The 26,932-nt window shown below is 49.0% G+C and carries 21 protein-coding genes; 17 read left to right on the forward strand and 4 right to left on the reverse strand.

Annotated elements, in window-relative coordinates; genetic code table 11:
- Positions 1 to 57 precede the first annotated feature (57 nt).
- From AB3R30_RS15120 to lepB, 4 genes are all read left to right on the forward strand, one after another.
- The gene (locus tag AB3R30_RS15120) at positions 58 to 1,074 is read left to right on the forward strand and encodes a hypothetical protein (protein ID WP_458650035.1); all 1,017 of its coding nucleotides are present in this window, start codon (positions 58 to 60) and stop codon (positions 1,072 to 1,074) included.
- An 88-nt stretch (positions 1,075 to 1,162) separates the two neighbouring features.
- Positions 1,163 to 1,726: a hypothetical protein gene (locus AB3R30_RS15125; RefSeq protein ID WP_458650036.1), complete on the forward strand. Its 564-nt coding sequence runs from the start codon at positions 1,163 to 1,165 to the stop codon at positions 1,724 to 1,726.
- Positions 1,717 to 2,274, forward strand: a complete 558-nt coding sequence (locus tag AB3R30_RS15130) for a thermonuclease family protein (protein WP_458650037.1) — start codon at positions 1,717 to 1,719, stop codon at positions 2,272 to 2,274. Before AB3R30_RS15125 ends, AB3R30_RS15130 begins: the two co-directional genes overlap by 10 nt.
- Positions 2,271 to 2,828 carry a signal peptidase I gene (lepB, locus tag AB3R30_RS15135; protein ID WP_458650038.1) on the forward strand — a complete coding sequence of 186 codons (558 nt, stop codon included), beginning with the start codon at positions 2,271 to 2,273 and terminating at the stop codon, positions 2,826 to 2,828. The genes AB3R30_RS15130 and lepB overlap by 4 nt, the downstream gene beginning before the upstream one ends.
- Here lepB and AB3R30_RS15140 read toward each other — a convergent pair.
- The 4 genes from AB3R30_RS15140 to AB3R30_RS15155 form a co-directional block, all read right to left on the reverse strand.
- Complete coding sequence (locus AB3R30_RS15140; protein WP_458650039.1) at positions 2,825 to 3,043, reverse strand: hypothetical protein; 219 nt, start codon at positions 3,041 to 3,043, stop codon at positions 2,825 to 2,827. The two genes, lepB and AB3R30_RS15140, sit on opposite strands and share 4 nt — an antisense overlap.
- A gap of 49 nt (positions 3,044 to 3,092) precedes the next feature.
- The gene (locus tag AB3R30_RS15145) at positions 3,093 to 3,302 is read right to left on the reverse strand and encodes a hypothetical protein (RefSeq protein WP_458650040.1); all 210 of its coding nucleotides are present in this window, start codon (positions 3,300 to 3,302) and stop codon (positions 3,093 to 3,095) included.
- Between the two features lie 256 nt (positions 3,303 to 3,558).
- Positions 3,559 to 4,710: a sensor histidine kinase gene (locus tag AB3R30_RS15150; RefSeq protein WP_458650041.1), complete on the reverse strand. Its 1,152-nt coding sequence runs from the start codon at positions 4,708 to 4,710 to the stop codon at positions 3,559 to 3,561.
- Positions 4,707 to 5,414 carry a response regulator transcription factor gene (locus AB3R30_RS15155; RefSeq protein WP_458650042.1) on the reverse strand — a complete coding sequence of 236 codons (708 nt, stop codon included), beginning with the start codon at positions 5,412 to 5,414 and terminating at the stop codon, positions 4,707 to 4,709. The genes AB3R30_RS15150 and AB3R30_RS15155 overlap by 4 nt, the downstream gene beginning before the upstream one ends.
- 261 nt (positions 5,415 to 5,675) lie before the next feature.
- Between AB3R30_RS15155 and AB3R30_RS15160 the strand changes: the two genes are divergently transcribed.
- The 13 genes from AB3R30_RS15160 (at position 5,676) to AB3R30_RS15220 (ending at position 26,877) form a co-directional block, all read left to right on the forward strand.
- The gene (locus AB3R30_RS15160) at positions 5,676 to 6,422 is read left to right on the forward strand and encodes a hypothetical protein (RefSeq protein ID WP_458650043.1); all 747 of its coding nucleotides are present in this window, start codon (positions 5,676 to 5,678) and stop codon (positions 6,420 to 6,422) included.
- A 74-nt stretch (positions 6,423 to 6,496) separates the two neighbouring features.
- Positions 6,497 to 6,877 (forward strand): hypothetical protein, encoded by a 381-nt coding sequence (locus AB3R30_RS15165; RefSeq protein WP_458650044.1) that lies wholly within the window; start codon positions 6,497 to 6,499, stop codon positions 6,875 to 6,877.
- Positions 6,877 to 9,699 carry a hypothetical protein gene (locus AB3R30_RS15170; protein ID WP_458650045.1) on the forward strand — a complete coding sequence of 941 codons (2,823 nt, stop codon included), beginning with the start codon at positions 6,877 to 6,879 and terminating at the stop codon, positions 9,697 to 9,699. The genes AB3R30_RS15165 and AB3R30_RS15170 overlap by 1 nt, the downstream gene beginning before the upstream one ends.
- Positions 9,689 to 10,738 carry a hypothetical protein gene (locus AB3R30_RS15175; RefSeq protein WP_458650046.1) on the forward strand — a complete coding sequence of 350 codons (1,050 nt, stop codon included), beginning with the start codon at positions 9,689 to 9,691 and terminating at the stop codon, positions 10,736 to 10,738. Before AB3R30_RS15170 ends, AB3R30_RS15175 begins: the two co-directional genes overlap by 11 nt.
- An 81-nt stretch (positions 10,739 to 10,819) precedes the next feature.
- Positions 10,820 to 11,947 carry a hypothetical protein gene (locus AB3R30_RS15180; protein ID WP_458650047.1) on the forward strand — a complete coding sequence of 376 codons (1,128 nt, stop codon included), beginning with the start codon at positions 10,820 to 10,822 and terminating at the stop codon, positions 11,945 to 11,947.
- 30 nt (positions 11,948 to 11,977) lie between these two features.
- On the forward strand, positions 11,978 to 12,745 hold the full coding sequence (locus AB3R30_RS15185) for a hypothetical protein (protein ID WP_458650048.1): 768 nt from the start codon (positions 11,978 to 11,980) through the stop codon (positions 12,743 to 12,745).
- A gap of 12 nt (positions 12,746 to 12,757) precedes the next feature.
- Positions 12,758 to 14,278 carry a TrbI/VirB10 family protein gene (locus tag AB3R30_RS15190; RefSeq protein ID WP_458650049.1) on the forward strand — a complete coding sequence of 507 codons (1,521 nt, stop codon included), beginning with the start codon at positions 12,758 to 12,760 and terminating at the stop codon, positions 14,276 to 14,278.
- Positions 14,275 to 15,012 carry a hypothetical protein gene (locus AB3R30_RS15195; RefSeq protein ID WP_458650050.1) on the forward strand — a complete coding sequence of 246 codons (738 nt, stop codon included), beginning with the start codon at positions 14,275 to 14,277 and terminating at the stop codon, positions 15,010 to 15,012. Before AB3R30_RS15190 ends, AB3R30_RS15195 begins: the two co-directional genes overlap by 4 nt.
- 2 nt (positions 15,013 to 15,014) lie before the next feature.
- Entirely contained in the window at positions 15,015 to 16,304 is a 1,290-nt protein-coding gene (locus AB3R30_RS15200; RefSeq protein WP_458650051.1) for a hypothetical protein, read from the forward strand.
- A gap of 2 nt (positions 16,305 to 16,306) precedes the next feature.
- Positions 16,307 to 18,073: a type IV secretory system conjugative DNA transfer family protein gene (locus AB3R30_RS15205; RefSeq protein WP_458650052.1), complete on the forward strand. Its 1,767-nt coding sequence runs from the start codon at positions 16,307 to 16,309 to the stop codon at positions 18,071 to 18,073.
- A gap of 8 nt (positions 18,074 to 18,081) precedes the next feature.
- Positions 18,082 to 19,275 carry a hypothetical protein gene (locus AB3R30_RS15210; protein WP_458650053.1) on the forward strand — a complete coding sequence of 398 codons (1,194 nt, stop codon included), beginning with the start codon at positions 18,082 to 18,084 and terminating at the stop codon, positions 19,273 to 19,275.
- A gap of 11 nt (positions 19,276 to 19,286) precedes the next feature.
- Positions 19,287 to 19,487: a hypothetical protein gene (locus AB3R30_RS15215; protein WP_458650054.1), complete on the forward strand. Its 201-nt coding sequence runs from the start codon at positions 19,287 to 19,289 to the stop codon at positions 19,485 to 19,487.
- 34 nt (positions 19,488 to 19,521) lie between these two features.
- Entirely contained in the window at positions 19,522 to 26,877 is a 7,356-nt protein-coding gene (locus AB3R30_RS15220) for a DNA polymerase (RefSeq protein WP_458650055.1), read from the forward strand.
- Positions 26,878 to 26,932 lie beyond the last annotated feature (55 nt).

Below are 26,932 nucleotides of genomic sequence, written 5' to 3' on the forward strand. Positions count from 1 at the left end.
GTTCAGAGTATCCAGTCCTCAACAGTTTCCAGTTGAGCAACAGAAAGGAGGTAAATAATGTCCGACTTGCAAGAACAAGGGGAAAGAGCCGCTCAAATTCGCCCGATTTTAGAGCGGACTTTTGCCCTGGCACAATCTTGGGGCATGGTAGAGCAATTAGGCGATGACTGGTACTACCAGGGTAAAGAACACACGCTGATTTACAACCCACAATCCGATCAATTTTTGATGGTCAATCAGGATGGCTCCTGGCAGCTATCTTGGCATGAGCAATTATTTCTCGCTAAAAGTAGCCAGGAGATCACAGACCAACAGTTTGAGGAATTTCACGAATTGGGGCAATGGCTCGATACTCAGGAAGTTCCTCAGCCTGCCGCTTCTGAGGTTGAAGTTCCTGGTAGCACCGCTCGACTGTTTCAGTGGTATGCCAGTCAAGGTGCAGCCACTTTTAAACTTGCCGTCGAGAGCACCAAGGATTGTTACCGGGTACAGGTAGACAACATTGTTTACCTAATCAGCCAAGATGCTGCGACCGGAGACTATGACCTGAAACGTGAGGACGGGATTGCACTAACTACGGCTGATCTGAATGCTTGGGCATCGGTCTATCTGTGGCTTGACAAACTTGACAAGCGATCGCCCATTTCTGATTCCTCAGAAGCAGCAGACCAGGAAACGCAAAAGCAATTGGTAGACCATCTCCTCTCCAATGCAGAGTTCATTTTGGCGTTTCGGCACGACTTTGAAGCGATCGAGTACGACCAGGCACAGCAAAGCTACATCATCGGTTTGGATGACTACAGCATTAGCTACAACCCAATAGAAGATACGCTTTGGGTGCAGCGAGGCATGGAGCGTTTAGCGTCTACCAGTCGCCAGCACTTCAATGGAGATTCACCGCAGACGTTGACTGGTTCACAACATGTCGGAAGCATCACCTCAACAGACGTTTATCATTTTCAGGAATGGGCAACTTGGTTGCGGCTTAAACAGGAAGAGTTGCTGCAACAGCAGAGCATAAAAGAGTTTGACCTACCAGAGAAAAATCGGTTAGATCACGATTTTGAGCGGTAGTCAGATCACCGTGAGATCGCTGCCATACGAGAGTCAGATTGATTGCATAAGGTGAGTTTGTTAATCACCATTGGCATTTGTTACCACTATGACCCAACAACTTCCAATTGATAACTTACTCAACACCTTGCTGAGTGAAACCGTTTTTGGCAAAGACCTAAGCGACAACGATAAAGCGACGGTTAAAGAGATGGTGCAAGCCCTAACTGGCGAGATGAATGACGAATTGATCCAACAGACTGATGCGAGTAATTCTGAGTCTTCTGCGAACCAGGATGCTATTGCCCAACTGGACGCGATGCTCAGTGAGTTGGGTGTTGATCCTAAAATACTTTCTTCAGATGTAACTTTGGATGACTTGTTTGACCAGCAGAGTGATTCCACACTCATTGAAGCTCTCAGTGATCATGTAGATTCTGCCTATAGCCTGATTGAAGTGTTGTCTAGCCGTCCAAGCACACGGCAATCGCTAGATGAACTGCGACGGGTGGAGTTACATCTGACTGCGGCAGAAATCGGAGTTGCAGATTTGCAGCAAATTCTGGAAGGATGCAGGCAAAGTCAGCCCACTCAGCATTCCTTGCGTCAGCGTATCAAAGCGGTGTTACTCAAAGATTTCAACTTTATCAACAGACTGGTTCGATGGGTATGAAGTTACACTATGCGGTTTTATTTGGAACCATGTTGCTATTGCCGTTAGGAATCAAGTTGGGAGTTCCTGCTTTGCTGATGAAAGGAGAGCAAATGGGACTATTGCAGGTGTTCACCAAACCCCAGAATCCTTCGACCTATATAGTGGAATCGATCTCCCTCAAGCCCACTCTCACGCTTACAGTTCGCAGTCCAGAAAAGTCTGCCATCAAAGTCCGTCTGATCGGGCTTCAGGTAGCAAATGAGCAATGGCAGAGTCAGGCAGCAGGAGCGATCGCACTGCTGCTGAAAGCATCAAACGCACAAGTCTTTTTGCTCAACGTTCAGCCGATCAAACCGGGAGAGATCGCAGCGATCGTCGCGTTACCAAACGGCACTTTGCTGCAAGAGATTCTACTGGCGGATGGGCTAGCAAAGCTAGATCCCGCTCAACTCCCACACCTGTCTCAACAAACTACCCAAGGGCTACAACAAGCGCAAGCCAAAGCCAAAGCCCAACGCAAAAACGCTTGGGGAGAAAACCATACTCGTTTCGTCATTCAACCATGACTATCCTTCAACCTGCTCCTATTAACCGTCGTTCTAATCGTAATGAATGGTGGGAAGCGACCAAAACTGCTGTTTGTGGATTGTTGCTTGCTGCTGGAGTTCACACTTTTGTTGCTGAAGTCCGTTACATTCCCTCTGAGTCGATGATTCCGACTTTGCAGGTAGGCGATCGCTTAATCGTGGAGAAGCTGATCTACCGACTGCATCCACCGAAACGGGGAGACATCGTGGTGTTCAAGGCTCCACCGGAATTGAAGGCAAGAAACCTTAATGATGACATGATCAAACGAGTAATTGGAATTCCCGGTGATGTCGTTGCAATCAGCAGAGGAACGGGTTTCATCAATGGACAGGAAATCACTCAGCCATACGTGCAAAATTCCGCCGATTACAGCTACGGACCTGTTAAAGTTCCAGCAGACTCCTATTTCGTTTTAGGCGATAACCGCAATCACAGCTACGATTCGCACATATGGGGTTTTCTCCCTCGCAAGGACATCATTGGACAGGCAATATTTCGGTTTTTTCCGCTTAATCACTCACAATTCTTCTAAGTTCTGCTGGTGCGGGTCGTCATTAGGCGGGTGCAGTCCACTATCCACTGTTGTCGAGCATTCTGAATAAAACTGTCCTGACGGCGCTCATCGTTCAAGTTCAAATGGCTACAGGTTGCCCTTCCTGTAGAAGCTTTACCAATTATTCGTAAACCATCTGCTGACCACATAAAACGATCTGACCATTTCTGCTGGCGTGGATTAAATCGAGGCACTTCCAAATTGCTTTCCGGGTCAATTCCAAGCGTGAAGTTATAGCACCTTTCATTGCAGCGACGACAAGCCAAGGCAAGATTTACTGAGGGATTGGAGTTGAATGTAGTCAATGGAAAGAAGCGCAGAACTCAGCAATTCAGGATAGTGGCAATATTCGCACCAAGATTGGGCGCGTTGCCGAACGGTTTCATAGAGAGCTTTAGGAATGACCAGTCGCTTGAGCAGCGATCGCAGCATTGATGTAGCTAAAGATGTCATCAAGTTCTTCAATCGCCTCTAACTCAATGGCTTCCTCTGAAGTCAGGACATCAGCCTTTCATTGTCAAGGAGGATTTGCAAGTGTTCACCCAGTTCTTCGGTGAACTTGAACAGCCTGAGGTAATCAACCTGCTGTACCCGAATTCCTTTGAGAAGTAGCATTGAGGGCTTAAGACGGGTTGTCATAAAATAAAGTTGTAATTCAATTAAATGGTTTCAGCAAGGGGAGAGCGATCGCTCTCCCTTGCTAAGACTACTATCCTACTCCTTTTGCTCGTTCGCTCTTTGATCCGGCTAACGGTAACGAGAACCGGAAGGTACTGCCCTCGCCTAATTCACTTGACACCTCAATCATGCCTCCCATTACCTCCACCAGACGCTTTGTGATCGCAAGCCCAATGCCACTACCGTCGTGACGAAGATGGCGCGAGTCTTTGGAGCGCCAAAATCGTTCAAATACATGAGGAAGATCTGCTTTAGAGATACCGATTCCTGTGTCCTTGACTGCAATCCATAGGTCATCGTCAATTACCTGTACCTGAACAGTCACTGTTCCTTCTGGTGTGTAGGTCAAAGCGTTACTGATCAAGTTATTCAAAATTCGCCTGAAGCGATCGGGGTCAGCAAAAACTTGAGGCAGTTCGGCGGGACAGTCTAACTCTAAGGTGCAGTTGTTCTGCCACTTTCTTGCCTTAAAGATGCGAACCACTCGTCTGATCAGCGGGTAGGGTGAAACCGCCTGCAATCGCAAAGGCATTCCTCCCGATTCTATCTTGGACAAGGTTACAAGGTCTTCCAGTAGCCGACTCATCCTCGCAGTTTCCTCAAGCAACTCTTTCCAGATGTCTGAAGAAATTGGAATAACACCGGACTCAAGCATCTCAACATAGGCTTGGATGATTGTTAGCGGGGTGCCCAATTCGTGTGCCAGATCGCCAACAAGCTGTTGCCGCCGTTCTTCCAAGCCTTGCAGGTGATTCGCCACGCTGTTGAGGGTCAAACCCAATTGGTGAATCTCAGGAATGTTGCTGGGTGGAACACGGGCAGCCATATCGCCAGAGTTGAATCGTTTGGCTGCTTGATCAATCTGTCGCAGGGGACGCAAGATGGAATGAGTCAGACCCAGACTTAACCCGCTGACTCCAATGAGAGTTGCACCGAGGGCAAATGCCGTCCCTCGATCGTTGATCCGATCAAACAGAGCGATCGCATCTAGGGAAAAGGTTTGAATATCCGGGTTGGGAGCCTTTCCCTCACTACTCTCCTTGCTTTGGTAACGCGACTCTAGGCGAGAGACCTGCTTAGGAAACTGTTTTGATTTATAACCATGTCCGATCGTTGCTGCACCGACTAATCCAACTACTAGAACCAGCAGATTGGTCAGCCATAGTCGTAGATGTAGATTCATTTGTCCTCAAATTTGTAGCCTACGCTCGTTACTGTTTTGATGAAGCGATCGCGCTGCTTGGCGGGGCTAATTTTCATGCGTAACCGCCCAATGTAAGTGTCGATCGCTCGATCTTCACCCGCGTAATCTATGCCCGATATCGTCTCTAGAAGCTCCGCCCGCTCCCAAACTCTTCCAGGACGGCTTGCCATCAAGAAAAGCAGTTCAAATTCGAGCGTGGTTAAATGCACCTCTTCAATTTCCCCATCTTCTGTTTTCTCCACCAAAACTTCCCGCTTTTCACGGTCAATCAAAAAATGGGGAGTTTCGATATGATTCTGTTGAGGCTGCTGCCGCCGTGAAGCACGCCGCGTTACTGCTCGGACTCGGACGGTTAATTCTTTGGTATTAAACGGTTTGGGAATATAGTCATCCGCCCCTGTGGAATAGCCAATGATGCGGTCAACCTCCGTTCCCCTCGCCGTCAGCATCACAATAAAGGGGTCTTTTTGAGTTTTAGACTGCCGAATTTGGGAGCAGACCTCCAATCCATCAATATTAGGCAACTCCAGATCCAGCACGACTACCTCAGGCTGATGCTGTTTAAACTGGCGCAACCCATCCTCGCCGTCGTAGGCAACCGAACAGTTAAATCCTTCAGCTTCTAAACTAGAGCGCACCGCAAAAGCGATCTTGCGTTCATCTTCAATCACTAGAACATTCATGAATCAAACAAATGCGTCGAGAACTACAGTGGTAAATTGTGAAACGTTTGTACCAGGTGAATTCAGATATCTATTCTGCTCACTCTTTTGAAGAATTGCCAAAAGAAAAAAGAGCTTATTGACATTGAGGCAACTTTTTTCCAGAGTCAGATTTCTGTTCGATCGCAGTCATATGAGCGTCAGATCTGCTCTTTACTCTCTATTTCAGTTGAGTAGTTCAATTCCTACCTCAACTTTCACTAAACCATTTGAGAGTAATTCATGACGATTCATATAACTGAACTTCTTGCTAAACCTGAGATCACATCCCAAATCGCTTTTGAGCAGGAATTTGCACGACGCGCTTTAGAGTTATCGCCGACAATTACCGCTCCTCTTGCGATCGTCCAACCTCAACTCCAAAAAGTGTCGGGTGTTCGTTCGCTGGTATCGCACTGGTTCTCCACGGAGTTTCGTGCAAAGCTCCGCAAGCTTGCTCCCTGGCTGGTTTCTGGCGGCATTTTAGGACTGAATCTGGTACTCCATGCCCCCACCTTTGTAGTCGGTTCACTGATTGCAGGTTTAACTGTTCAGGTGGTTAAAACCATTATTCGCAGTAACGAACAGTGCCAACGCCTATGGAAGTGGCTGCTGAAGAAAGCAAATCTGAGCGAGAAAAAGCTGCCCTGGTTAACGGTTGGGTTCGCTGGGGGAGCGTGGATGAGCGCCGCCCTGCCCTCTCAAGCAGCATTCTTCGTCCAAGCTGAACAATATCTCCAGCAAATTCTGGCTGTTGGAGCGGCTTCTGGTGCGACAGCCCTAGTTCCGTTGCTGTTTGGCGTTCTGCGCGTCATTTTTGTCATTTATATCGGAGTTGCCTTGGTGCGCGTTGTCAATGGTTTTCGTAACGACGAAGACTGGTCTACCGCTGCCCGTATTCCTCTCATCGTCGTGCTCTGCGTTGTCATTGGTGATGCGCTCAGCGCGCTGATTGTGGAAGGTGCAAACGGTGGCGGTGGTGTTCCCTAATTTCAATTGACAAAACTGTTTTGGGAAAGAGGAACTCCCTCTTTCCCTTTCTTTCTCTATAGCTGGCTTAAACAATGTCTACTGAACGCGATCAAACCTCTGATGAATTTATTCCAGTCAACCAGATCCTTAATGCCAAACCGCAGTTAGGACCGATTCCAGGAGAGCAGGTGATTCCTTGGATCATCATTGCCATTCTTGCTTATTTAATTTGCCAGGGTCTCTTGGGACTGAACTGGTGGGCAACCGGACTAATAGCAGTATGGGGTGCAGCAACGTGGTGGGTACTGACTGGCAATGAGAGTTGGCGATTCTTGACCAAGTTTTACACCACACCCAACTGGACACGAGGACACCTGTCTTACACCATGCTGACCCAGGTACAGAAATTTGTAAATCAGGTTCCTAGACCTAGAAGACGCACCAAAAAATCTAGAGGGACAAGAGTACGGTAATGAAATCAAAAGTTGGTAAGCAACGGGTGACAGTGATTGAAAAAGATAGAAAACAATCTGTCACCCTGAGTGCATTTGAAGACTACAACGCCCTCGCAGGATTTGCTCAGATTGAGCTTAAGGGCAGAAGTGTTGGAGCGGCATTACTTCAGAAAGGCAAAAACCGCTTTTGCTTCGTCTTTGGATTTGCCTGCACTGGCGTTCATGATACCCTCAGACCCGATCAAATTCCCCCAACCCTTCGCAGCTTTGAAGCCGCACTCAAAGAGCTACCGAGTGGAGAGCGCCTGACCGTTCACCTATCTAGCTTCACTACCGATAGAGATCGCCAGCAGCAACTCGATCAATTACTGGAGCAAACCCCCTCTTCTGAACTGCGCCTGCTGCTCATGAGCGAGAAAGCCAGGGGGCAGGAGCTAAAGGAATCGGGCACCCGCAAGCCAAAGACTCTGCATCTGTATTGCACCTACACGATCGAGCCAAACCAGAAGGTCAAGGGTGATGCGGACTGGATCGAGAAGGTATTGGCGAAGGGTGTAGAAGTCTGGGAAACCTTCAAAGGTAAGGGGGATCACGTTATCCAGCAACGTTATGAGGAAATGCTACAACGAGCTTTTTCTGAAGGCTACTTGCGCTGGGAACAATTGCTCAATATCAAGATGGGGCTAGATGTAAAGCCCATGAGTGTAGGTCAACTGTGGGAGCAAATCTGGTGTCGCCTCAACACTACATCATCGCCGCCCGTGCCCCAACATCTGATCCTAAATGACAAGGGATTGAGTGAAGTGGTGCAAAATGATGTTCACTCAACAACTGTTTTAATTCAAGGTGAACACGGGCAGGAATCGGTTCCCATTGCCGATCGCCAGTGGGTGAAAGTGAAGGGCAAGTACGTGGGAGTGCTAACATTTAGCGCCAAACCAGGTGGATTTCTGAATCAAAAAGCCCAACTGCGGTATCTGTGGGAAGCGCTCTGTCGCCCTCACATTATTGATACGGAAATTGTCTGTCAGATCACGCCTCGCAACACCACGCTGCTGAGAACCAATATGCAACGGATTCTCAAGCAGTCGAATGTGTCAGCGCAATTAGCGGAACAGTCGAGATCAATTGATGTAGCCGCGCAAATCAAAGTGAGGCGGTCTGTAGATGCTCAGGCAAAGCTGTACGAAGGGTACATCCCTGTCAATGTTGCAACGGTGCTGCTGGTTCACCGAGACACGCGATCGCAACTGGAAGAAGCCTGCGATGCGATGTCTGAATGTTTCCAACTCCCGGCTAAAGTCGTGCGAGAAACCGAGATCGCATGGCGTATCTGGCTCCAAACCTTACCAACTTCCTGGGAAAAATTGCTCGGTGCGCCGTTTAAGCGTCAACTCACTTATCTGACTAATGAAGCACCTGGACTCATTCCTCTCACTTTGACCAACCCTGGCAACCGAACCGGGTTTGAACTGATTGCGGATGAAGGAGGCAGTCCAGTCAAAATCGACTTCACCAATGAGCATCGCAACATTGCGGCATTTGGCACCACCCGTTCTGGCAAGTCGGTGCTGGTGTCGGGCATGATGACTCAATTCCTTTCCGAAGGCTACCCAATCGTCTGTTTAGACTACCCCAAACCAGACGGCACCTCAACCTTTTCAGACTATGCTGAGTTTCTCACTCCTCGTGCAGCTTACTTCGACATTGGGCGACAGAGCAACAACCTGATGGAGATGCCTGACTTGCGGCATCTACCAGATGAACAGCAACGAGAACGGTTTGAAGATTACAAGGGCTTTTTGGAAGGGGCGCTGGTAACGATGGTGCTGCCCACTGTCCAACACGATGCGATGTTGGAGCAGACAGTGCGATCGCTCATCGGTCGAGCCTTGAATAACTTCTTCAAAGACCCTGGTATTCGTCGTCGTTACGATCAGGCGTTAGAGGACGGATTTGGAAGTTCTGCCTGGGCTGAAACTCCTACACTACAGGACTTTTTAGGGTTCTGTACGACAGAGAGCTTAAACGTGGATGCTGACACCGGACAGATCCGCAATGCTCAATCCCAAATTCTGCTGCAACTGGAATATTGGCTAAACTCACGGGTGGGGCGGGCGATTGGTCGTCCGTCTTCATTCCCAACGGATGCCCAGTTAATCGTATTCGCTTTGCGGAACCTGTCCAACGAAAACGAAGCCGCCATTCTCTCGCTTAGTGCTTATTCTGCGGCATTACGTCGTGCGTTGGAATCGCCCAAATCGATTTTCTTTATTGATGAGTCTCCCATTCTGTTTGCTTACAACACGATCGCCCGGTTGATTGGTCGTTTGTGTGCCAACGGTGCGAAGGCAGGTATTCGGGTATTCCTGTCGGCTCAAGACCCGGATACCATCATGAACTCGGTTGCAGGGCAACAGATTATGCAAAACATGAACACACGACTGATTGGACGGATTCAACCTCTGGCGATCGAGGCGTTTATCAAATGGCTGTCATACGAGCGCACGATTATCGCCCGGAATGCCAGTGAATTTTTCTTCCCAAAACGGTCGGAACTTTACTCCAACTGGCTCCTGGATATTGACGGCACCTACACCTACTGTCGCTACTATCCTGGCGCAATTCAAATTGCCAGCGTTGCCAACAACCCGGATGAGCAAGCAGCCCGTGCCCGTGTGCTGGCACAGTATCCAGACAACAAGCTGCTGGGCATGGCAAAGTTTTCCGAGCAGTATGTGGCAGCAATTCGCAACGGCTCCAGCCTCGACCAAATTAGTCAGCAGGAAACCGTTTCAGACACCCTTTCTCCCGCGATGGTCCTAGCCCATGTCAACTAAGCCTTTACAACCCAAACAACTCAAACCCGTCAACCAGGCAAAGTTGCGGGTGCTGATCTACATGCTTACTTTGGCAGCATTTGTAGGAACGCTGTTCCCCCAATATGCCAAAGCCGGAGTGTTAGATGGACTCTCAAACACCATTCAGCAGACCGTGAATCAGGTGACAGGTCAGATCACAAATCCGATTCAACAGGTCGGAACCGTGATTGATGACGTGCAAGACAGCATCCTGGAGCCAATTAACGATGTCGTGGGCGGAATCAATCGTACTTTAGGCTCCTTCCTGGCTCCGTTCCAGCAACAGCTTCAGCAATACCTCCAGGTGTTTACTCAGACCTTTCAGAAGATTATAGGAGACATTTTTGGCAGCGTTTTTGGTGGTGGACGGCAACCTTGGGATGAGCAGTGGGGCGGTGGAACGCCTGACGCTGGCTCTACAGGCAATGCAGGAAATGGTGATGAATTGCCTGCCGCTGACGCGCCCGGTGTCATTTATGGTCCGTTGCAAATGCCTGATTTTATCAAAAGTCATGAAGCGATCGATCAAAGCGTTACTGGTAGCGCAACGGCTGGAACTCCATCGGCTGATTCCCGGATGGTAGATCGCTTTAACATCAACCCTGTGCCTTTAGCTCAGTCCATGAAGTTTCAACAGGACAGACTCCAAAACTACGGCATGGCAGCGACTGTTCTCAGCACCGAAGGACAGGCAGCGATGAAGCAAGAAATGGAAGCCGCAGGCATGACGCTTCAATCCATTCAGACAAAGGCACAGGAAGCTCAAGGTTTTGATGTCACTCAGGACGTGATGAAAAATTTGACTGCGATTCAGGCAAATCAGTCTTCGTTGCAGGCAGGTAGTTACGCCCAACTGATGGCGCTTCGTGCTCAGGAAGCAGCAAATTCAGTTGTGACATCCAATATTTCTGAAGCCCTGGATGAGGCAAACCGTGCCAGTCACGCCGAGTCGATGGCAACCGCAGATCACGCCCTCAGAGCCTCCGCTGGCTTCTATCTACCCGGTTTAGTTAAGTAGTCAGATGATTGCGCGATCGCAGTCATACATCAGTCAGATCGACTGTTTAGGGTAAGGCAATCCTAATCGAAACACATCATTATGTTCACTCCATCTTTGTTGGCAGTCGAGGGAGCCAGTCGGATTCTAGATGAAGGACTGCAAACCAGCACCAAGGTCGCAGAAGCCTGGAATCGGCACTGGCTCACCGCCTTTGATAGTCCACTATTCACCACGATCGTCTATTACTCTGGTTTGTTTGCAGCAGGTGCTTTAGTCTTATTCATGCTCCAATTCATCAAACGTATGGTGGATGAAGAGGACTATGCCGCAGCGCTCAAAAGTTTGGTACTGGCATTCATTCTGTGCGGATTGCTGGCAAATAACGGCTTCGTTCTAGCCGGAAGTGTCCGAACTTTACGCGGAGTTGTTCATAATCTTTCCAATCGAGTTTTGGAAGTGACGCTGCTAGACACTCGCATCCGTGATGCCATCACTGCATCTGCCACTCAAGGAGCAATTATCAGCGAAATTCGCGCTCAATTGAGTCAGTGCTACGGCATGGTGGGTCAAAAACAAATTACCTGCCTGGAGGAAGCCAACAAACAGGTGGAACAAACCATTGGGGCGGTGCAAACTGAGCTTCCAATCATTGCCAACCTGTTAGGTCCGATTCGAGCCGTACAACGCGGGATTCAAGGCGCGATCGAGGTGGGTGGTGCTCAGGTGCAGGGTGGCGATGTTGGGAGTGTCGTTACGGCTCCGGGCTTCGCAGTTGCAGGTTTTTTAGGCGGATTTGTTGGGTCTGCCGCGCAAGAGACGGTGCGAATTGTGTTGTGGGGATTTCAGTGGGGGTTCACCAATCTCCTAGAAATCTCAATGTTGCTGACCGGACTGATTTCTCCCTTTGCGGTGGCAGGCGCGTTTATGTTCGATGGCAAATCGCTCTGGACATGGCTAACTGGCTTTTTTGCGATGGGACTGGCAAAGGTGTCCTACAACATCATCGTTGGATTAGCAGCCGTTGTTGTAGTCAATGCTGAAGCCACTGACACGATGGGCTTCCTGGTGATCATGGCAATTCTTGCTCCAGCTTTGGCATTAGCGCTGGCAGCCGGAGGCGGCATGGCAATCTTCCACGTAATCAACACAGGCATGGCACGAGCGATCGGAACTCTCAGCCACTTTTCTCCCGCGATCGGTGGTGCGAAAGCTGTCCGAGGACGGTAACTCCTCTCCCTTCTCATTTGGTAAACGACCATGCAAATTTTCAACGGCAACAAGAAGCCTTTCATTGATTCTTCCGATCTGATTCCGTTGTTTGTTCTTGGCACTCTAGGGCTACAACTCCTCAACCTACTAATCAACAGTGGTGGCGCAGTTAGCCTGTGGTCAATGGTTCGTAAACCAGCCCCAGCGATGGTGCAACTGCTGGACGGGCGATCAGTCGCAATGGAGGCTGTAGATACCGAGCAGCGCACCCCAATGGTCATTCGTCAGTTTATCAAAAGTTCGCTCGGACTGATGTTTACCTGGAATGCAAGAATCCCTGTGAACAAAGACATGGCTGTTGCCTCCACAGGCACTTCAGACACCGTAAAAGATCCAGGCGTTTCAATCGGCACAGGCGGACGAATTACTACGGCAAGCTGGCAAGCCGCCTTTGCCTTAAAAGAAGATTTTCGCAACCCATTTTTAGAGCAGGTTGCCAGGATGACTCCTTCAGAAGTGTTCTCAGGCGGAGCGCAGAGTGTTCTCAGTTTTGAGTCGGTCTCCGTGCCCAAACCTGTGAAAGTAGGTCAGTGGCAGGTCGATATTGTCGCTAGCCTGCTGATTTTTGACTCCACTCATCCACAAGGGCTGGCAGTTCCCTTCAACAAAAGCATCTTCGTTACCGCGATCGAACCCACTACTGATCCGCTTGCAGACAACTCCAGCCCTATCCAAAAAGCGGTTTATCGCATTCAAGAAAGCGGCTTACAGATTCGTGAAATTCGTGACCTCGATATTCAACAACTCAATCAATAGAGCTTCATCGATATGAATAAGCATTCAACCTCAGAAATAACTTCTGATTCCCCTGAACTTGAGGAGAAATCCCCCAAGGAAGACGAGTGGGATGAACTGGCAGAACTTGCTGCCATGACTGGATACAAGCCTGACTTCAACAAAGCGGCTCGGACGGCAACCAAACCGGAACCGAATCAGCAAGGTGAAGAATCACCCCTACTGGATGACGAAGATCTGGAAGAAGAACGCGAGACGAAGACGAAAACTCCGCTGTGGAGTAACCCAATGGCAAAGGGTGGAGTTGTCTCTGTGTTGATGGCAGTCGCGATCGGGTCGGTCGGACTGTTCGTCTGGAGCCTAAACGGTAACTGGAACAGGAACTTGAACAACCCTAGACCCTTGGCTAGTGCGCCAGAGGCAACCTCAAAGGTTGACCCAGAACAGGCTGAGATTGGTCGTCTTAAAACTGTCACTGCCTTGGGTAGTCAAGCACAAGTGCTTAAACAGGCTCCACGCATGGGAACCCGGCAGATGATTCCAGTGAAATCAGGCGAAAAGTCAAAGACAGTTCCAATTAAATCTACTCCTGTTCGCCAGTTCACTTCTGTCCCACCTGCACCTGTCTACTCTGCTCCTTTTCGAGCATTTTCGCCTCCGACTCCAGTTTCAGTGAGAAGCAGTGATATTGGCGCGATCGCCGCCATCCCTACTCCACAAGTCAATCCACAAGAAGCATGGAATAAGGCATTGGCACTGGGTAGCTTTGGAACGGAGGCGGACACAACTTCAGCATTTAATGAAATTCCTGAACCACCGATTGAACAACCTACAACTCAACTAGCAACTGATACTCGCTACGAGGCAGATGCAGCGGCTCTGCTGTCCGGTGAATCTCGACGAGTTGTTGCGATCGTTCCCGGCACAACAGCGACAGGCACTTTAGTTACACCGATCATTTGGGCACAGGATTTGAAACCGGAACAGCAACCGCAACGGTTTGGCTTGCAACTAACCCAGCCTATTTATGCAGCCGATGGCTCAGTTGCCCTACCCGCTGGGACTCAAATGGTAGCAAAGGTGAACGCAGTTTCGGAAAGCGGCATGGTGCAATTGTCAGTAATTGCTGTTGTTGCCCCTAGTGTTAAGGGAAATCAGGTTGTTGAACTTCCATTTGGGGCGATCCAGATTGTAGGCGAGGCAGGCAAACCATTGGTAGCAGAACGTCAGAATCCAGAACGAGGACGCTTGGCTGGAAAAGACATCACTGTTGCCCTATTAGGTGCATTGGGTCAGGTTGGCGGATTACTTAATCGTCTTGGCAATCAAACGACAACCACCAGTCCTTACCTATCCACAACGTCCATTTCCAATGGTCAAACAAATATCTTGGGTGGATTACTAGAAGGGGGCTTTGGCAAACTGGCAGATCGGGTTGCTCAAAGGCAACAGCAGGAAATTGATCAAATCCTTAAACGCCCTAATTTATGGTACATCCCAGCAAACAGAGAGTTAACGATTTTTGTCAGTGCGCCAATGGAGGTTGCCCTATGAACCGCATGGTTCGTAATCTCTTTGTTTTACCTCTGGTAATCGCAGCGGTGACTAAAATTACTCCAGTCGTTGCTGCTCCCATCGTGCGATCGCTCTCCCAATCCATTGCCCAAGGGTTAAGTGGAAATGGAGCCAGCGTCACGGTTTGGGCGGGTGCTGGTACGAATATTGACTTTACCCGCACTGGGGAAACTATCTCCCGCACCTGGTTAGACGATCCTCATGCTGTTGTTGTAGACTTCGATGCTCCACCTGGAAAAGGAGCTAGTATCGTCCATCTGAAACGAGTAACGGGTATTCACTTCCCAAATCTACCTGAAACAAAAGCTACCCTGCTAACCGTTATCACTCGTTCCCGCTATGGGAAGAAGACCTACCTGTTTAAAGTTAGATATGGCTCTGGTTCTCCCCAGTACGCCACGCTTGCGATCGCTCCAGACTCCCAAGCATCGGGTGGATTGACTGTTGGTAACGATCAGGCTGTCAACTGGAGTGACGTGGAGCGGGGACTGCAAAGAGCGATCGCTCAACAACTGATTAGTGCCACAAGCCCGGTGGTTTTGCGAGTACAGAATTTCCTGGCATTGACACGTAATGGAATGCCATTACAGCCAGCAGCAGAACAGGCGCAGGTGTCTCTGGCAGTAGTATCCAAATTGGCAGAGATGGGAATGTCTGCTCCAACTGCACCCCCTCGATCACAATCCTTTCTACAGCAACCTTCTTTGAAATAACTATGTTGCCTTTCGTTTTATCAGCCGCACTACTGGAGGTAGTTCCCTCCGGTAAAGTCCCCTCTTCGATCCCTACAGCCAGTTCAACTGCAACCATTCCAACTGTGATGATCACGCGAGGTCAAGAACAAACGGTTACTCCAGATTGGTCACGCTTATCATTCGCTAATCTACCTGCGATCACGCAGTCCGGTTCACTCAACGGGCAGAAATGGTCAGCAGGGCAACCCGTTGAGAAATTGCTGACTCTGGGTGATTTTCAGGACAGTTTCAAACTGCAAGACCTCAATCTGTATGCGATCGCGGTTGCCACCCAAATGCCGATCAAGTTGGTGAAACTGAGTCAGTTCAAACTGCTGGCAGGTCAAACTCTCGCGGATCTAGCGCTTGCTGTGCCTGAATTGGAACAGTTGCCAGTTAGCACAGTAAAGCCCCTTTCGGATCTGCTTAAATCAGCCAAACCCAGTTACCGACTGACGGAGAAAACTCTGCCTCAATTATTAGAGCAAGATCCAACGCTGGGCGCATTGAGCTTTCAGAACTTTGACTTGACAGGCTACACTCTGGATAAGCTTCCTGGTCTCATCCACGCTCCTTTACAAGCATTCAGGCATTGGCAGGAAGCCAAGCTGACGGATATTCCTGGCTTACGAGAAATGCCCTGGCAACAATTCCCTAATCCGCCAAGCGACAGCAGCATGAGTGGTGTGATCCAATTGCCTACCACGATGTCTTACAGGCTAGGGAAAGACTCTACCAGCATTTCTGGTAGTAGTGCGCTCGGCTATCAAATACCGTGCGCTGGTTGTACAAGCATCACTTTTTCTGACCCACCTGCATTACAAAAGAAACGCTGGATTTCTGGTTTGGCTCAATGGGTACAAGGAGGAATAAGTGATGTTGCTCAGTCCACTACCCATTCAGAACCAACCGGACGCAATGTATTCGGGAAAGCGTTCAAAGTGGTTGTGACAGAGGTTTCACCCAAACAGGCACAGACTGCCTTATACTTCCGCTTTTGCCAGTTTCAGCAGCAAATTTCCTGTAGTCCCTACGCGATTGGTCCCGTACCATTCCTGAGCTACCGCAACGGTGAGTTGATGCCTGTTGGCAATCTGGAGATAGGAACAGACCGATCCATAACTCCTCAAATGCTGCCATCCGTGAAGCAAATTCTCCCCACTATACCCACTGAAATTCCCAGTACTGTAAATCATTGGTCTGAGCTTCTCAGTCAGATCCTTGAACAGATTAAAGCCCTCCTTCATCCTCCCGCGACTCCAACTGCCTAGCTATGCCTCCTGCCAATACCCAACAAACCATTTCAACGTCCACTCAAATACCTGGCGGCATTCGCGATCAGTTTGGTGCTCTTGCCACAGCAATGAAAGGGGAAAACGGCATAATGCTACTGATCGCCTTAATTGGATGGTTGGTGCTTGCCTGGTTAGGGCGTGGCACTAACAGAAAGAATAGACTTGCTACTGCCCGGTTTGCCGGAACGAGGGAAAGAGCAGTCGCTAAACGCAAGGCGCTCAAGCAAATTGCCGCTCGGAAGCACAATGTCGTTGCCTTCAAAATTTACAACTCGCTCTATTTGCCAGATGCTCAACGAGGGATAGCCGTTTCAGGAGGCGCGGGGTCTGGTAAGACTGCCAGTTTGATACTTCCGATCGCCCAATCTGCGATCGAGCAGAGTATGCCAATTTACTGCTTTGACTTCAAATACACCGAACCAAACGACAGCTTGGTATCGGTGATTCTGCCAACAGCCGTCAAAGCAGGATACAAGATTCATGTTTTTGCCCCTGGAATGGACGAGTCCGAAATTTGCAATCCCCTGGACTTTTTAATTGACGACATGGACGGCATGGCGGCGCGGCAGCTTGCTTCGATTATGCACAAATGCATGAGATCGGAACATAGCGATGCATCTGACGATCCATTCTTTTCGATCGCGGGAGACTTGCTGATTCAGGCTGTCCTGCTATTGGCAAAGCAAACGAAATTCCCTGACATGATGATGTGCCAGGTTATTTTGACTATGACTGATCTGCCCAAACGAATTCAGGCATCGAAGTTAAGCAAACTGACCAAAAACACCTTCTCTCAGTACCTTTCTGTATCAGGTAGCGAGAAAACAGCAGACAGCATCCGAGGCACAGCCCAAAACCTATTCGTCCCATTCACCACACCAGGGTTGGCAAATGCGTTTTGTGGTAAAACGACACTGCCATTGACCTTGGAAGGAAAAACGTTAGTGGTCATTGGGATGGATAAATCGGTTAAAACCGCGCTGGCACCATTCTTGAGCGGAATTATGCAGATGGTGTTGGATCGGAATGTAGCGATCGCCCGCAAAGATCCGTTTGTGTTTCTGCTGGATGAAGCCCCTACTGTCGGGATTGATCTAGCAACAGCGTTTGCCACTCAGCGATCAGCAGGTGCAACGACAGTGATGGGCTATCAGGATTTTGGTCAACTGGAGCAACGCTACGGCGAATCACTCTCGCGTACCATCCTTTCCAACTGTGCTACAAAAGCCTGGTTTAACCCGCAGGAATTGAAATCGGCTCAGTGGTCAAGTGACTATATCGGCGAGGAGCAACTCAGTCTCAAGCAAAAATCAAAGGGTCATAGTGGCGGCAAAGCCAGCACAAATGTTTCCGACAACGATCGAACTCGTAAACTCTACAGTCCCGATCAATTTCTCCGATTACCGCCCGGTAAGTGCATCTTGATTAACCCGGCAATTGCTGGACAAGACGAAGTAGGAATTCCGATGGCACAAAAGATCAAAATTCCCAAATCAGTTGAGCAACAACAGGAGTGGGCAAAACGAATGTGGAACGAAAAAATTAAGCAACGGTTGAGCGATCGTAGCCCTCAACCTAAACTGACCCGCGAGGAGTTGCGCGTCTACACTGAGCGGATGATTGAGGAACGAGAAGCCGAAGCCGAGCGAATTTTGCCGTTACCAGGCAATGCACCATCCTCTGGTTCTAGCGGCAAGAAACTCAAGGACACACAAATGAAACAGACCTTACAAGCAGCATTTTGAGGTGAACTATGTTAGATATAACCTCGCACAGTGCTGAAAAAGTTCAAAGCGACATTAATACTTTCCTGGAAGCTCTGACTCAGTTTCTCTCTAAAATCCAGCATCCACTTAGCATTCCTAGGCAAGAGGAAGCGCCACCTGTTCTGGAAATGGATGCATGGCTGGCGGAAGAAGAACCGTTCACCGACATTGAGATTATTCCCGAACGGAATATGCTTTCTGGAAGCAACCCACCCTTATTAGAAGGACGAGAGCCGCTACTGGTGTCTGGTAGTCCAACGCCTCCGCAACTTGAGGCGGGGGCAGAAGTACACTTGCAAATCGAGGGCACTTACATCATTGCCCTATTGCCTGACCTGAAATCACAATTGGAGCAATTATCACCAGAACAATTGGCTATGCTGACCCAAGCGATCGAACGTCCAGCCTTACCATCTACTGAGGTAGTTGAGGTGGTGGATGGTGAGTTGATTGATATTGAAATCAATGGCGTACAATGCTTCCATCAAGAACAGGGACAGGTGACGGTCAATGCTTTACTGCCTGATGCAAGTCAAGTGCAGAGTCTAGAAGGAATTGAGTCAGAAGGTTCTGTTAGAGCAACAGAACCTTCCGTAAATCTTGATGTTCAACGAGTGCATGACATAACGTTGGTGACTCAGATTGGGGAAAAGGTGGAAGAGCCAGCGATCGTTGAGCTTCGCCCAGCCCATGAAGTTGAATCGTTGACCGGGCAGGCAATGGGCGACTCATCAACTTTGCATGAGCAGGTACTTCAAGATGCTGCACCTGTGCGAGTCAGGCGCGATCAGTATGGACACATTAAAGGTGGAGCAGCCGTGAGAGCCTCTGTAGAGGTGACTGAAGATACCGTCGAGGCGGAAGCCGAATACCAGGCAGAGCATCAACCATTGACTTTTCAAGCAAAAGAAGTGGTCGAGGAAATTCATGGCTATTTCGATCGCACTGGAGAGCAAAAGTTACCTGGAAACAATGATTATCTTATTGAAAAGTTAGATAATGATCGCCTGCGATTCATTCCCTATAACTCTTCTGATGAGTCAATTATCATCAATCGTGACCAAGTGGAATCAACGGTAGACATTACCCAATATCAACACTTGATGATTCGATTTACAGCAGCCTACGAAAGTATTCGGACTACCGAACGGAGTCGCGATCGGGAACTGGAATTAACTTAAGAAAAAAGACTATGAATCAGAATCAGAATTCAAATCAACCTTCTAAGGAACTGCGATCAAAACATTCGGAAAGTTCAACTGAAGCTAATTATGACAATGCAGACACACCTTCCGTAATGCGTGAGGAAGACCCAGATTTGGAAGCGAAGCTAGATGTGATATTTGAGCCTCCTCCCTGCTCTCCTGACACCAAAGCAATGGATGATTTTTAGTCCTCATTATTTGATCCAGTAATAAACATTCACGATGTTCGACGATCGCAAGGAAGCTCTGATCAGAGCCTTCCACAGTTCCCTATTGCAAGGAGAAAATTACGCCCGGATCAATCAGGCGCGAAAGCAAGCTGAGAATTTTTTGAATGTACCCGTTCCTCCCGGCAGTCCGCTCACCAAGCTGGTAGATGAAGCAATGGAAACTGCGATTGTCCGAGTTGCGCCATACCTGATTGCTCAGTCCTCATCAACTCACCAGGCGTATGACCAACTCGTAGATCTGCTAAACCGTCAGCCAACATTGGGAGTTCGCTCCTCTACTTCGGTTCTTCAGCAGGCATACAGTACACCAATTCCAATCGCTTACCTTGCATCAACTTTGGCAGGAATTACACCAGAAACTACCGTCTACGAGCCGACTGCTGGAAACGGAGCCTTACTGATCGGAGCCAATTCTACCAATGTCATTGCTAATGAATTGAATGGCGATCGCTTTACCGAACTAAAACAGCGAGGCTACCAGCAACTGACGCAGAGCGATGCCAGCACCTACCGACCAGATGGGAAAGTCGATGTAATCATCACCAATCCACCATTCGGAATTGTGCATGGCGAGGATGGAAAAGTAAAACGATTCGAGGTTCCTGGTAATCGTCGGGGAACACGCCAGATTGATCACGCGATCGCCTTTCGAGCTTTGGAGACGATGAAGGACGATGGTCGAGCAGTGCTGATCTTAGGAGGTAAGTTGGGAAGCGATGAGGATCTGCGCTCTGACCGCTATAACTCAATCGAAAGTCGGGGATTTTTCTATGCTCTCTATCAGCACTACAACGTTACTCAGCACGCCTCGATTTGGGGTGATCTCTACCGCAAACAGGGAGCAGGCTTTCCCATTGACTTAATCGTGATTGAGGGACGAGGAAAATCCGGGCGAGACTTACCTGCTGCTGACGTACCCATCATCTACAAATCATTCGACGTACTTAAGGAGTTACTGCCCTATGAGCCAGTTCAGCAACACGACCTATCCAAACTACAGCAACTTCCCGGCGATCTGGATACCCGACTCAGACAATCAGTCATTGCTGATGGTCAAGCTATCAGGTGGGGCAGCAGAGATACCAGAGCGGGACTATACCCAACTGATGAGCCTGCGAATTCAATGGATGATTCATCACTGGATGGAGCAGAGTGGCGAAGACCAGGTGCAGACTCATTACCGACTCAGCCAAGCCCTCAAACTGCTGTACCTTCAGGAACCGCCGAACCTCTACGAGGATTACCAGACGAAGAAACTCGAACCCCTTTGGTGGTGGACTCAAGAGTGGGCAGAGACATTTCTGGAGCGCAACGAGACATTTCTGGTTCGCTTGCGAGAAACGGGACTGGACTTTCCCCTCCCAATCCAATCGAACGAACTAGAGACCCAGCAGGCGTGGATAGCGGAACACGACAACTTCACTTTGGAGAACTGGCTTTCAGACCTGACCTACGGCATGGACAGGTAGCTTCTAACCAGACAGCACAAGCAAGGATTCAAACAATGGCAAACGCAGATATTGAGCGTCCAGAGGCGGATGCGACCTTGAACGTTGCATATATTCCCCGCAGTCAGGGCAGATCACCGGGTACACTTATCCCGGCGAACATGGCAACAGCGGCTCAGACTGCCCTCGATAAGCTGGAACAGACAGTTGGCGATGTGGATGAGTTTGTGCAGCAGCGCATGGGTTATCAGTCGAAAGCCGAACTGTGGAAGCACCTATACGCCGAGCAAATTGATGCAAATGCTCTAGCATTTTGGCAACGAGACAAAAGCAAGGTGTTTCTCAATGGCGATCAAACTGGGAATGGAAAGGGGCGATTCTGTGCGAGTCAAATCATCGATGCGATCAATCAGGGTTACGTTCCAGTCTTTGTCACGCAAAAATCAACTCTGTATGTTTCGATGCTGGCTGACCTACAAGACATTGGCAAGCTTGAAGTGAGCGTCTTTGCAACTGATAGCAACCTGAAGCTGGAATTACCGGATGGCAGCAAACTTAGAACGGGCAATCCTGCGGAGCAACAGGAAGAAATGCAGCGCCTGATGCAGCAGGGAATGGGTCGCTATCAAGCCATTTTTACCACCTACAGCCAGCTTCAAACGATCGACAATGGCAAAGAACCATTTCGACGGGATTTTTTACGCGACCTTGCACCAAGAGCAATTTTCGTTTTTGATGAGGCACACGAAGCAGGCGGCAGCACTGGAGAGAAAGGCTGGGTCAGCATCAATGCGGCTCCAAACCGAGCAGAGTTTGCACGAGAACTGATCGATCGCAGTGCGGGAGCCGTGTTTGCCAGTGCGACTGCGATTAAAGATCCGGCAGTGATGGATCTCTACGCTCGTCGCTCCGATGCCTCTGATGCTGTAACTGATATTTCCTTCTTGCAGCGAACCCTGAAAGAGGGTGGTGTTCCCTTGCAACAAATGATGGCAGCCAAACTTGTTGCGTCTGGTCAGATGCTAAGGCGAGAGAGATCGTTTGAGGGCGTGTCATTCCAGTCAAAAGTGGTTCCGGTAGATCGGCAGATTGCAGATGACATCTCCTCGATTATGCGATCGATCAGCCAGTTTGACCTGACTAAAGAAAAAGCAGTTGCCAAACTTAGCAAGGAGATGAAAAAGGAGGCAAAGGCTGCTAGCGAAGACAACTCCATCGGTCAGTCAGGAGCGAAGTCTACCAACTTCACCTCGTTGATGAACAACGCGATCGACCAGGGTTTGTTGTGCCAGAAAGCAGAAGCGACGGTACAAGACACGATCGCGGCAATCGAGCGGGGTCAGAAACCTGTGATTGCTGTTGCGAACACGATGGATGCTTTTATTAAGCAGTATGCCGAAGACAACGGACTGCAACCGGGAGACGCGATCACCATTTCGTTTGGAGATGTCCTGAGCCGTTACCTGGAGCGATCGCGGGATGTCACGATCAAGGATCATGAAGGCAACGGCATTCGACGACGAATGACCGATGACGAGTTAGGGGATGATGCCTTAGCTGCTTACGATAATGCTAGAGAGATTATTGATGGCACTGATCTGTCTGCAATCCCGCTCAGTTCAATCGACTACATCAAATGGCGGCTAACGCAGGCAGGTTTTCGCGTTGATGAGGTTACTGGACGGCAAAACATCATCGACTACAGCCCTAGCGGAGAACAAGGTTATGCGCGTCGTTCTGCGAAAGAAACGACTCCTCAGGCAAAGGTAGAAATTGTCAACCGCTTTAATGCTGGAGAACTGGACATCCTGATTCTCAACCGTTCTGGCTCCACTGGCATTAACCTTCATGCTTCCGAAAAGTTCGCCGATCAGCAGCAGCGACACCTGATCATGGCGCAAGCAGAGCGAGACATCAACCAGGTGATGCAGATGTTGGGGCGGGTAAATCGGTTTGGGCAAGTGTCTGAACCTGAAATCACCTACTTGATGAGCGATATTCCAGCAGAGAAGCGTTTGGGTGCCCTTCTCTCTCACAAGATGGCAACCCTCAACGCCAACACAACCGCCGATCGCGACTCCGCCCTGTCGGTGTCCAATGTGGTTGATTTCCTCACACCCTACGGCGAAGAGGTGATTAATGAGATTCTAGACGATCAGCCAGAACTAGAAGCAAAGCTGGCATTTCCCAGAGAAAAACTGCAAGGAGAGTCGGAGATTGAAGTTATCAGCCGCACCACCGGACGAATTCCTTTGCTTTCGGTGAAGGAGCAGGAGGAACTGTATGCCTTGATCGAGTCTGAAACTTTGGACTTGGTTGCTCAAAAACAGGCAATGGGTGAAAGCGTTTTGGAGGCGCAGCAACTTGATCTGGATGCCCGGACAATTGGACGGATGGAAATTATTCCTGATAACTCTACTGTTCGTAACGAGTTCACTGGATCGGTCTACCTAGATGTAGTGGATGCCAAAGTTCCAGTCAAGCCATTGAGTCAGTTAGAAGTTATCAACTTGGTGCGCGAAAATCTAGATTTGAAGCCAGTTAGAGAGATCAATCAGCACGACTTTTACCAGACGGAAAAACAGGCGAAAGAGCAAGCACAGCATACAGTTTACGAACTGCGACGGGAGACGATGAAGTATCGGGCTGAGATTTTATCTGTCAAACACGATAACTACGGCAAAGACAAAGCAGGAGAGCGAATTAAGAACCAATTCACCCATGTAGGCGGAATCATCCGCAACTTTCCATCGGGTCAGACGGTACGGGTTGTTTCTCCAGAAGGCAACATCACCTACGGAGTAGTGGCGAAGGTCTGGCAGAAAGGACAAAATGGTAGCCCAACTGCACCCACTAATTGGCGAGTTCAAATTCTCACAGACAATCATGCTCGAATGCTAACCGTTCCGCTAACTCGTTTTAACCGAGGGAAGGAAGGCATGATGACGACTATCACCAAGCAGGACACCAATTGGGAAGGGCAAGATATCTACAAAGCCTTTGACCTGAAGCAACGGGCAGAGCGTACCGAACGACAGATTTTTCAGGGCAACCTACTGAAAGCCTACGAGAAGTACCCAACCGGGAAGTTTCTCAACTACACAGATCATCAGGGAAACGTGCAGCAGGGGTTGATTATGCCTGCCAGTTTCGATATTCAAGAATCTCTGCGAGAGCAACCTGTAGCCTTCAAAGAGCCTCATCAGGTCAAAGCATTTTTGACAGACCTCACCAATTATCAGGGAGCAGTCAAAACCCTGGATGAAGTGCTAACGATCAAAAGTCAGGCAGCAGCCCAATTTGGTAGTAATGGGGCTGGCTTTGTGCTGCAAACACCAAAGTCTGCGATCGGCGATCGCTTTTCGCTAGACGCGAACATCATCGCAGCCGCAGGCAGTGATTTCTACTCAGTGAGCGATCGCATGGAGCTAGTTGTTCCAGCAGACCGTATTGATAGAGTGCTACACGTTTTGATGAAAGAACAGGGCATTTCTCTTGCTGCATTTGACTTCAAGGACAAAGCGCGGGAGTACCTGGGAGTCAAACTGCCTGAGTTAGAACCAATTACAGACTCTTGTGAACCACAAGGGAAAAACCCTGGATCTAAGTTATCTAAAAATGGGCAGGTTGAACAAAGTTCAGAAGCTACTGTCCCGCTCATTCTGGTTGACCCGATTGAAGATGACTTTTCCAATCAGCCGCAACTAATGCCAGAAGAGGTAGTGGCAGTCGAGGCACAACTAGATGGCAATCAGTCTGTTGTCTCGGATCTGGAAAATACAACTCTCCAAGTTTCGTCAATTGCTACCAAGCAAATAGCAGGGACACCAGAGAAAAATATTGCCAGGTTTTTGAATGATGCCCAATTGTCCGAAGCCGTTGTTCAGGCTGATGACTTTTATCTACGAATTGAGAATGAGCCATATCTGCCCTTGGTGGTCGAACGTCATAATGACCAGCTTTATGTGACTCACTACCGAAATTTGGACACCTTTGAATGTGTTCATGATGGCGAAATGGTGTTTAAAATTCTTCCTGGGGAAACAGGCTCCCAATTACGGCTCACTGAGACAGCCGTGCAAAATCCATTTACTGGAGGAGAAAGTCGTAACTGCGATCGCGGATTTGCGGCAACCTTTTCCCGCAATGTGTTGGATCAAGGGTTTGCCGTTGCCGCACTGGAAGCTTGGAGGCAACAGGCATCGAAAGAAGCTTCAATTGTTACTCCGATAGTTGTTGAACCTTTACCAAACAACGATGAGATAGAAGCATCACTTCAGACCGCAGTAGCGCAACTGCAAGCCGTCCAACAAAACATTTCTGAAATACTGCATCTGGATAACAAACTGGGCAATGCAGTAGCAGTTGTAGAAGGAGGCATTCAACAGGAGCCTTTAGAAAAATTTGATTCGACAGTCGCAGTGCTTGATCAGGCAACCACTGAAGTCCATGTTGTTGAGCAAGAAGAGAATCAGGCAGTTGAAGAGCAACCGGAACCAGCAATCAGCGAAGTCCTTACCTCTCAGACACCAGCTTCTCAGGATGAACTGGGCGTTTATCTGGTTAATACTCTTGACGCTTTGCAGCAGGTGGTTGACCGTTATCAAGACTCACCAGTATTGGCGATCGATACCAAAACTACAGGACTTGATCCTCATTCTGATCAGGTGAGATTAATCCAACTGGCAGCAGTAGATCGTCTGGTAACCGTGATTGATTGTGCAGCGTTTTCTCAAGCAGATTTACAGCCTTTAAGCCATCTATTTCAGAGTGAGTCAGAAAAAGTCTTCCAAAATGCCAGCTTTGATCTTCAGATTCTCCAAGCAACAGGCTTAGAGGTCAAAGGGAATATCTTTGACACGATGATCGCGTCGCAGTTGATTGATGCTGGGTTGAATAAATCTCACAAGTTGGAAGCGATCGCTCATCGTTACCTGGAAATTGAACTGGATAAATCTGAGCAGAAAAGTAACTGGAAGGCAGGACTTACCCAGAGCCAAATTGATTGTGCTGCCAGAGATGCGGCTGTGCTACTGCCGTTACGGGACTCGCTGACAGCCAAATTAGAGGAAAAAGGGCTAACTGATACAGCTTTGCTTGAATTTCGTACCATCCCAGCCGTTGCCGAGATGGAGTGGAACGGTATGGGCATCAACCGGGCGAAACTCCAAGCGTTTGCAGATGAACTGGGGCAGCAAAAAGCTATGTTGGAGCAAGAGCTATGGGAGAGGTTGCCTAAGCCCGAAGCAGTTCAGAAATCGCTACTAAATCCAACCTCTTTCAAAGTTGACCTAGAGAGTCCCAAGCAATTACTTACTGCACTTCAAGAGATAGGGATTTCAGTCAAAAATACCCGGAAAGAAACGCTGATTCCGCTTCAGGAACAGCACCCCGTTTTGAGCAAACTGTTGGAGTATCGGAGAGCGACAAAAGCTCTTTCCACCTACGCGGAAGGGTACGCAACTCTAGTTCACCCCAAGACGGAACGACTACACCCACATCTCAACCAATGTGGAGCCGTCACCGGACGGTTTAGCTGTGACAAGCCAAATTTGCAAAATGTACCCCGTGATCAACGGATCAAGGGCTGTTTTGAACCTGTTCCAGGCAATGTGCTGGTGAAAGCGGATTACAGCCAGATTGAACTGAGGATTGCCGCAAAAGTGAGTGGCGAACCTCGGATGAACGAGGCGTATCAAAACGGACAAGACCTACACGCTCTAACCGCCAGTTTCTTGCTGCACAAACCGATCACCCAAATTACAGGTGATGAGCGACGGTTAGCTAAAGCGGTCAACTTCGGACTGATTTACGGAATGCAAGCGCATGGTTTTCAAACCTATGCGCGCACCAATTATGGAGTATCCTTGTCTCTCTCATACCAATTTAAATGGTGGTAACGACAGATAGTGCATCTAGGATGAAGGAGTATCCAGTCAGGGAAGCAATCACTTG

It is taken from the genome of Sivoneniella epilithica UHCC 1019 (genome assembly GCF_040830845.1).
In the GTDB taxonomy this organism is placed as follows: Bacteria; Cyanobacteriota; Cyanobacteriia; order Leptolyngbyales; family Leptolyngbyaceae; genus ULC077BIN1.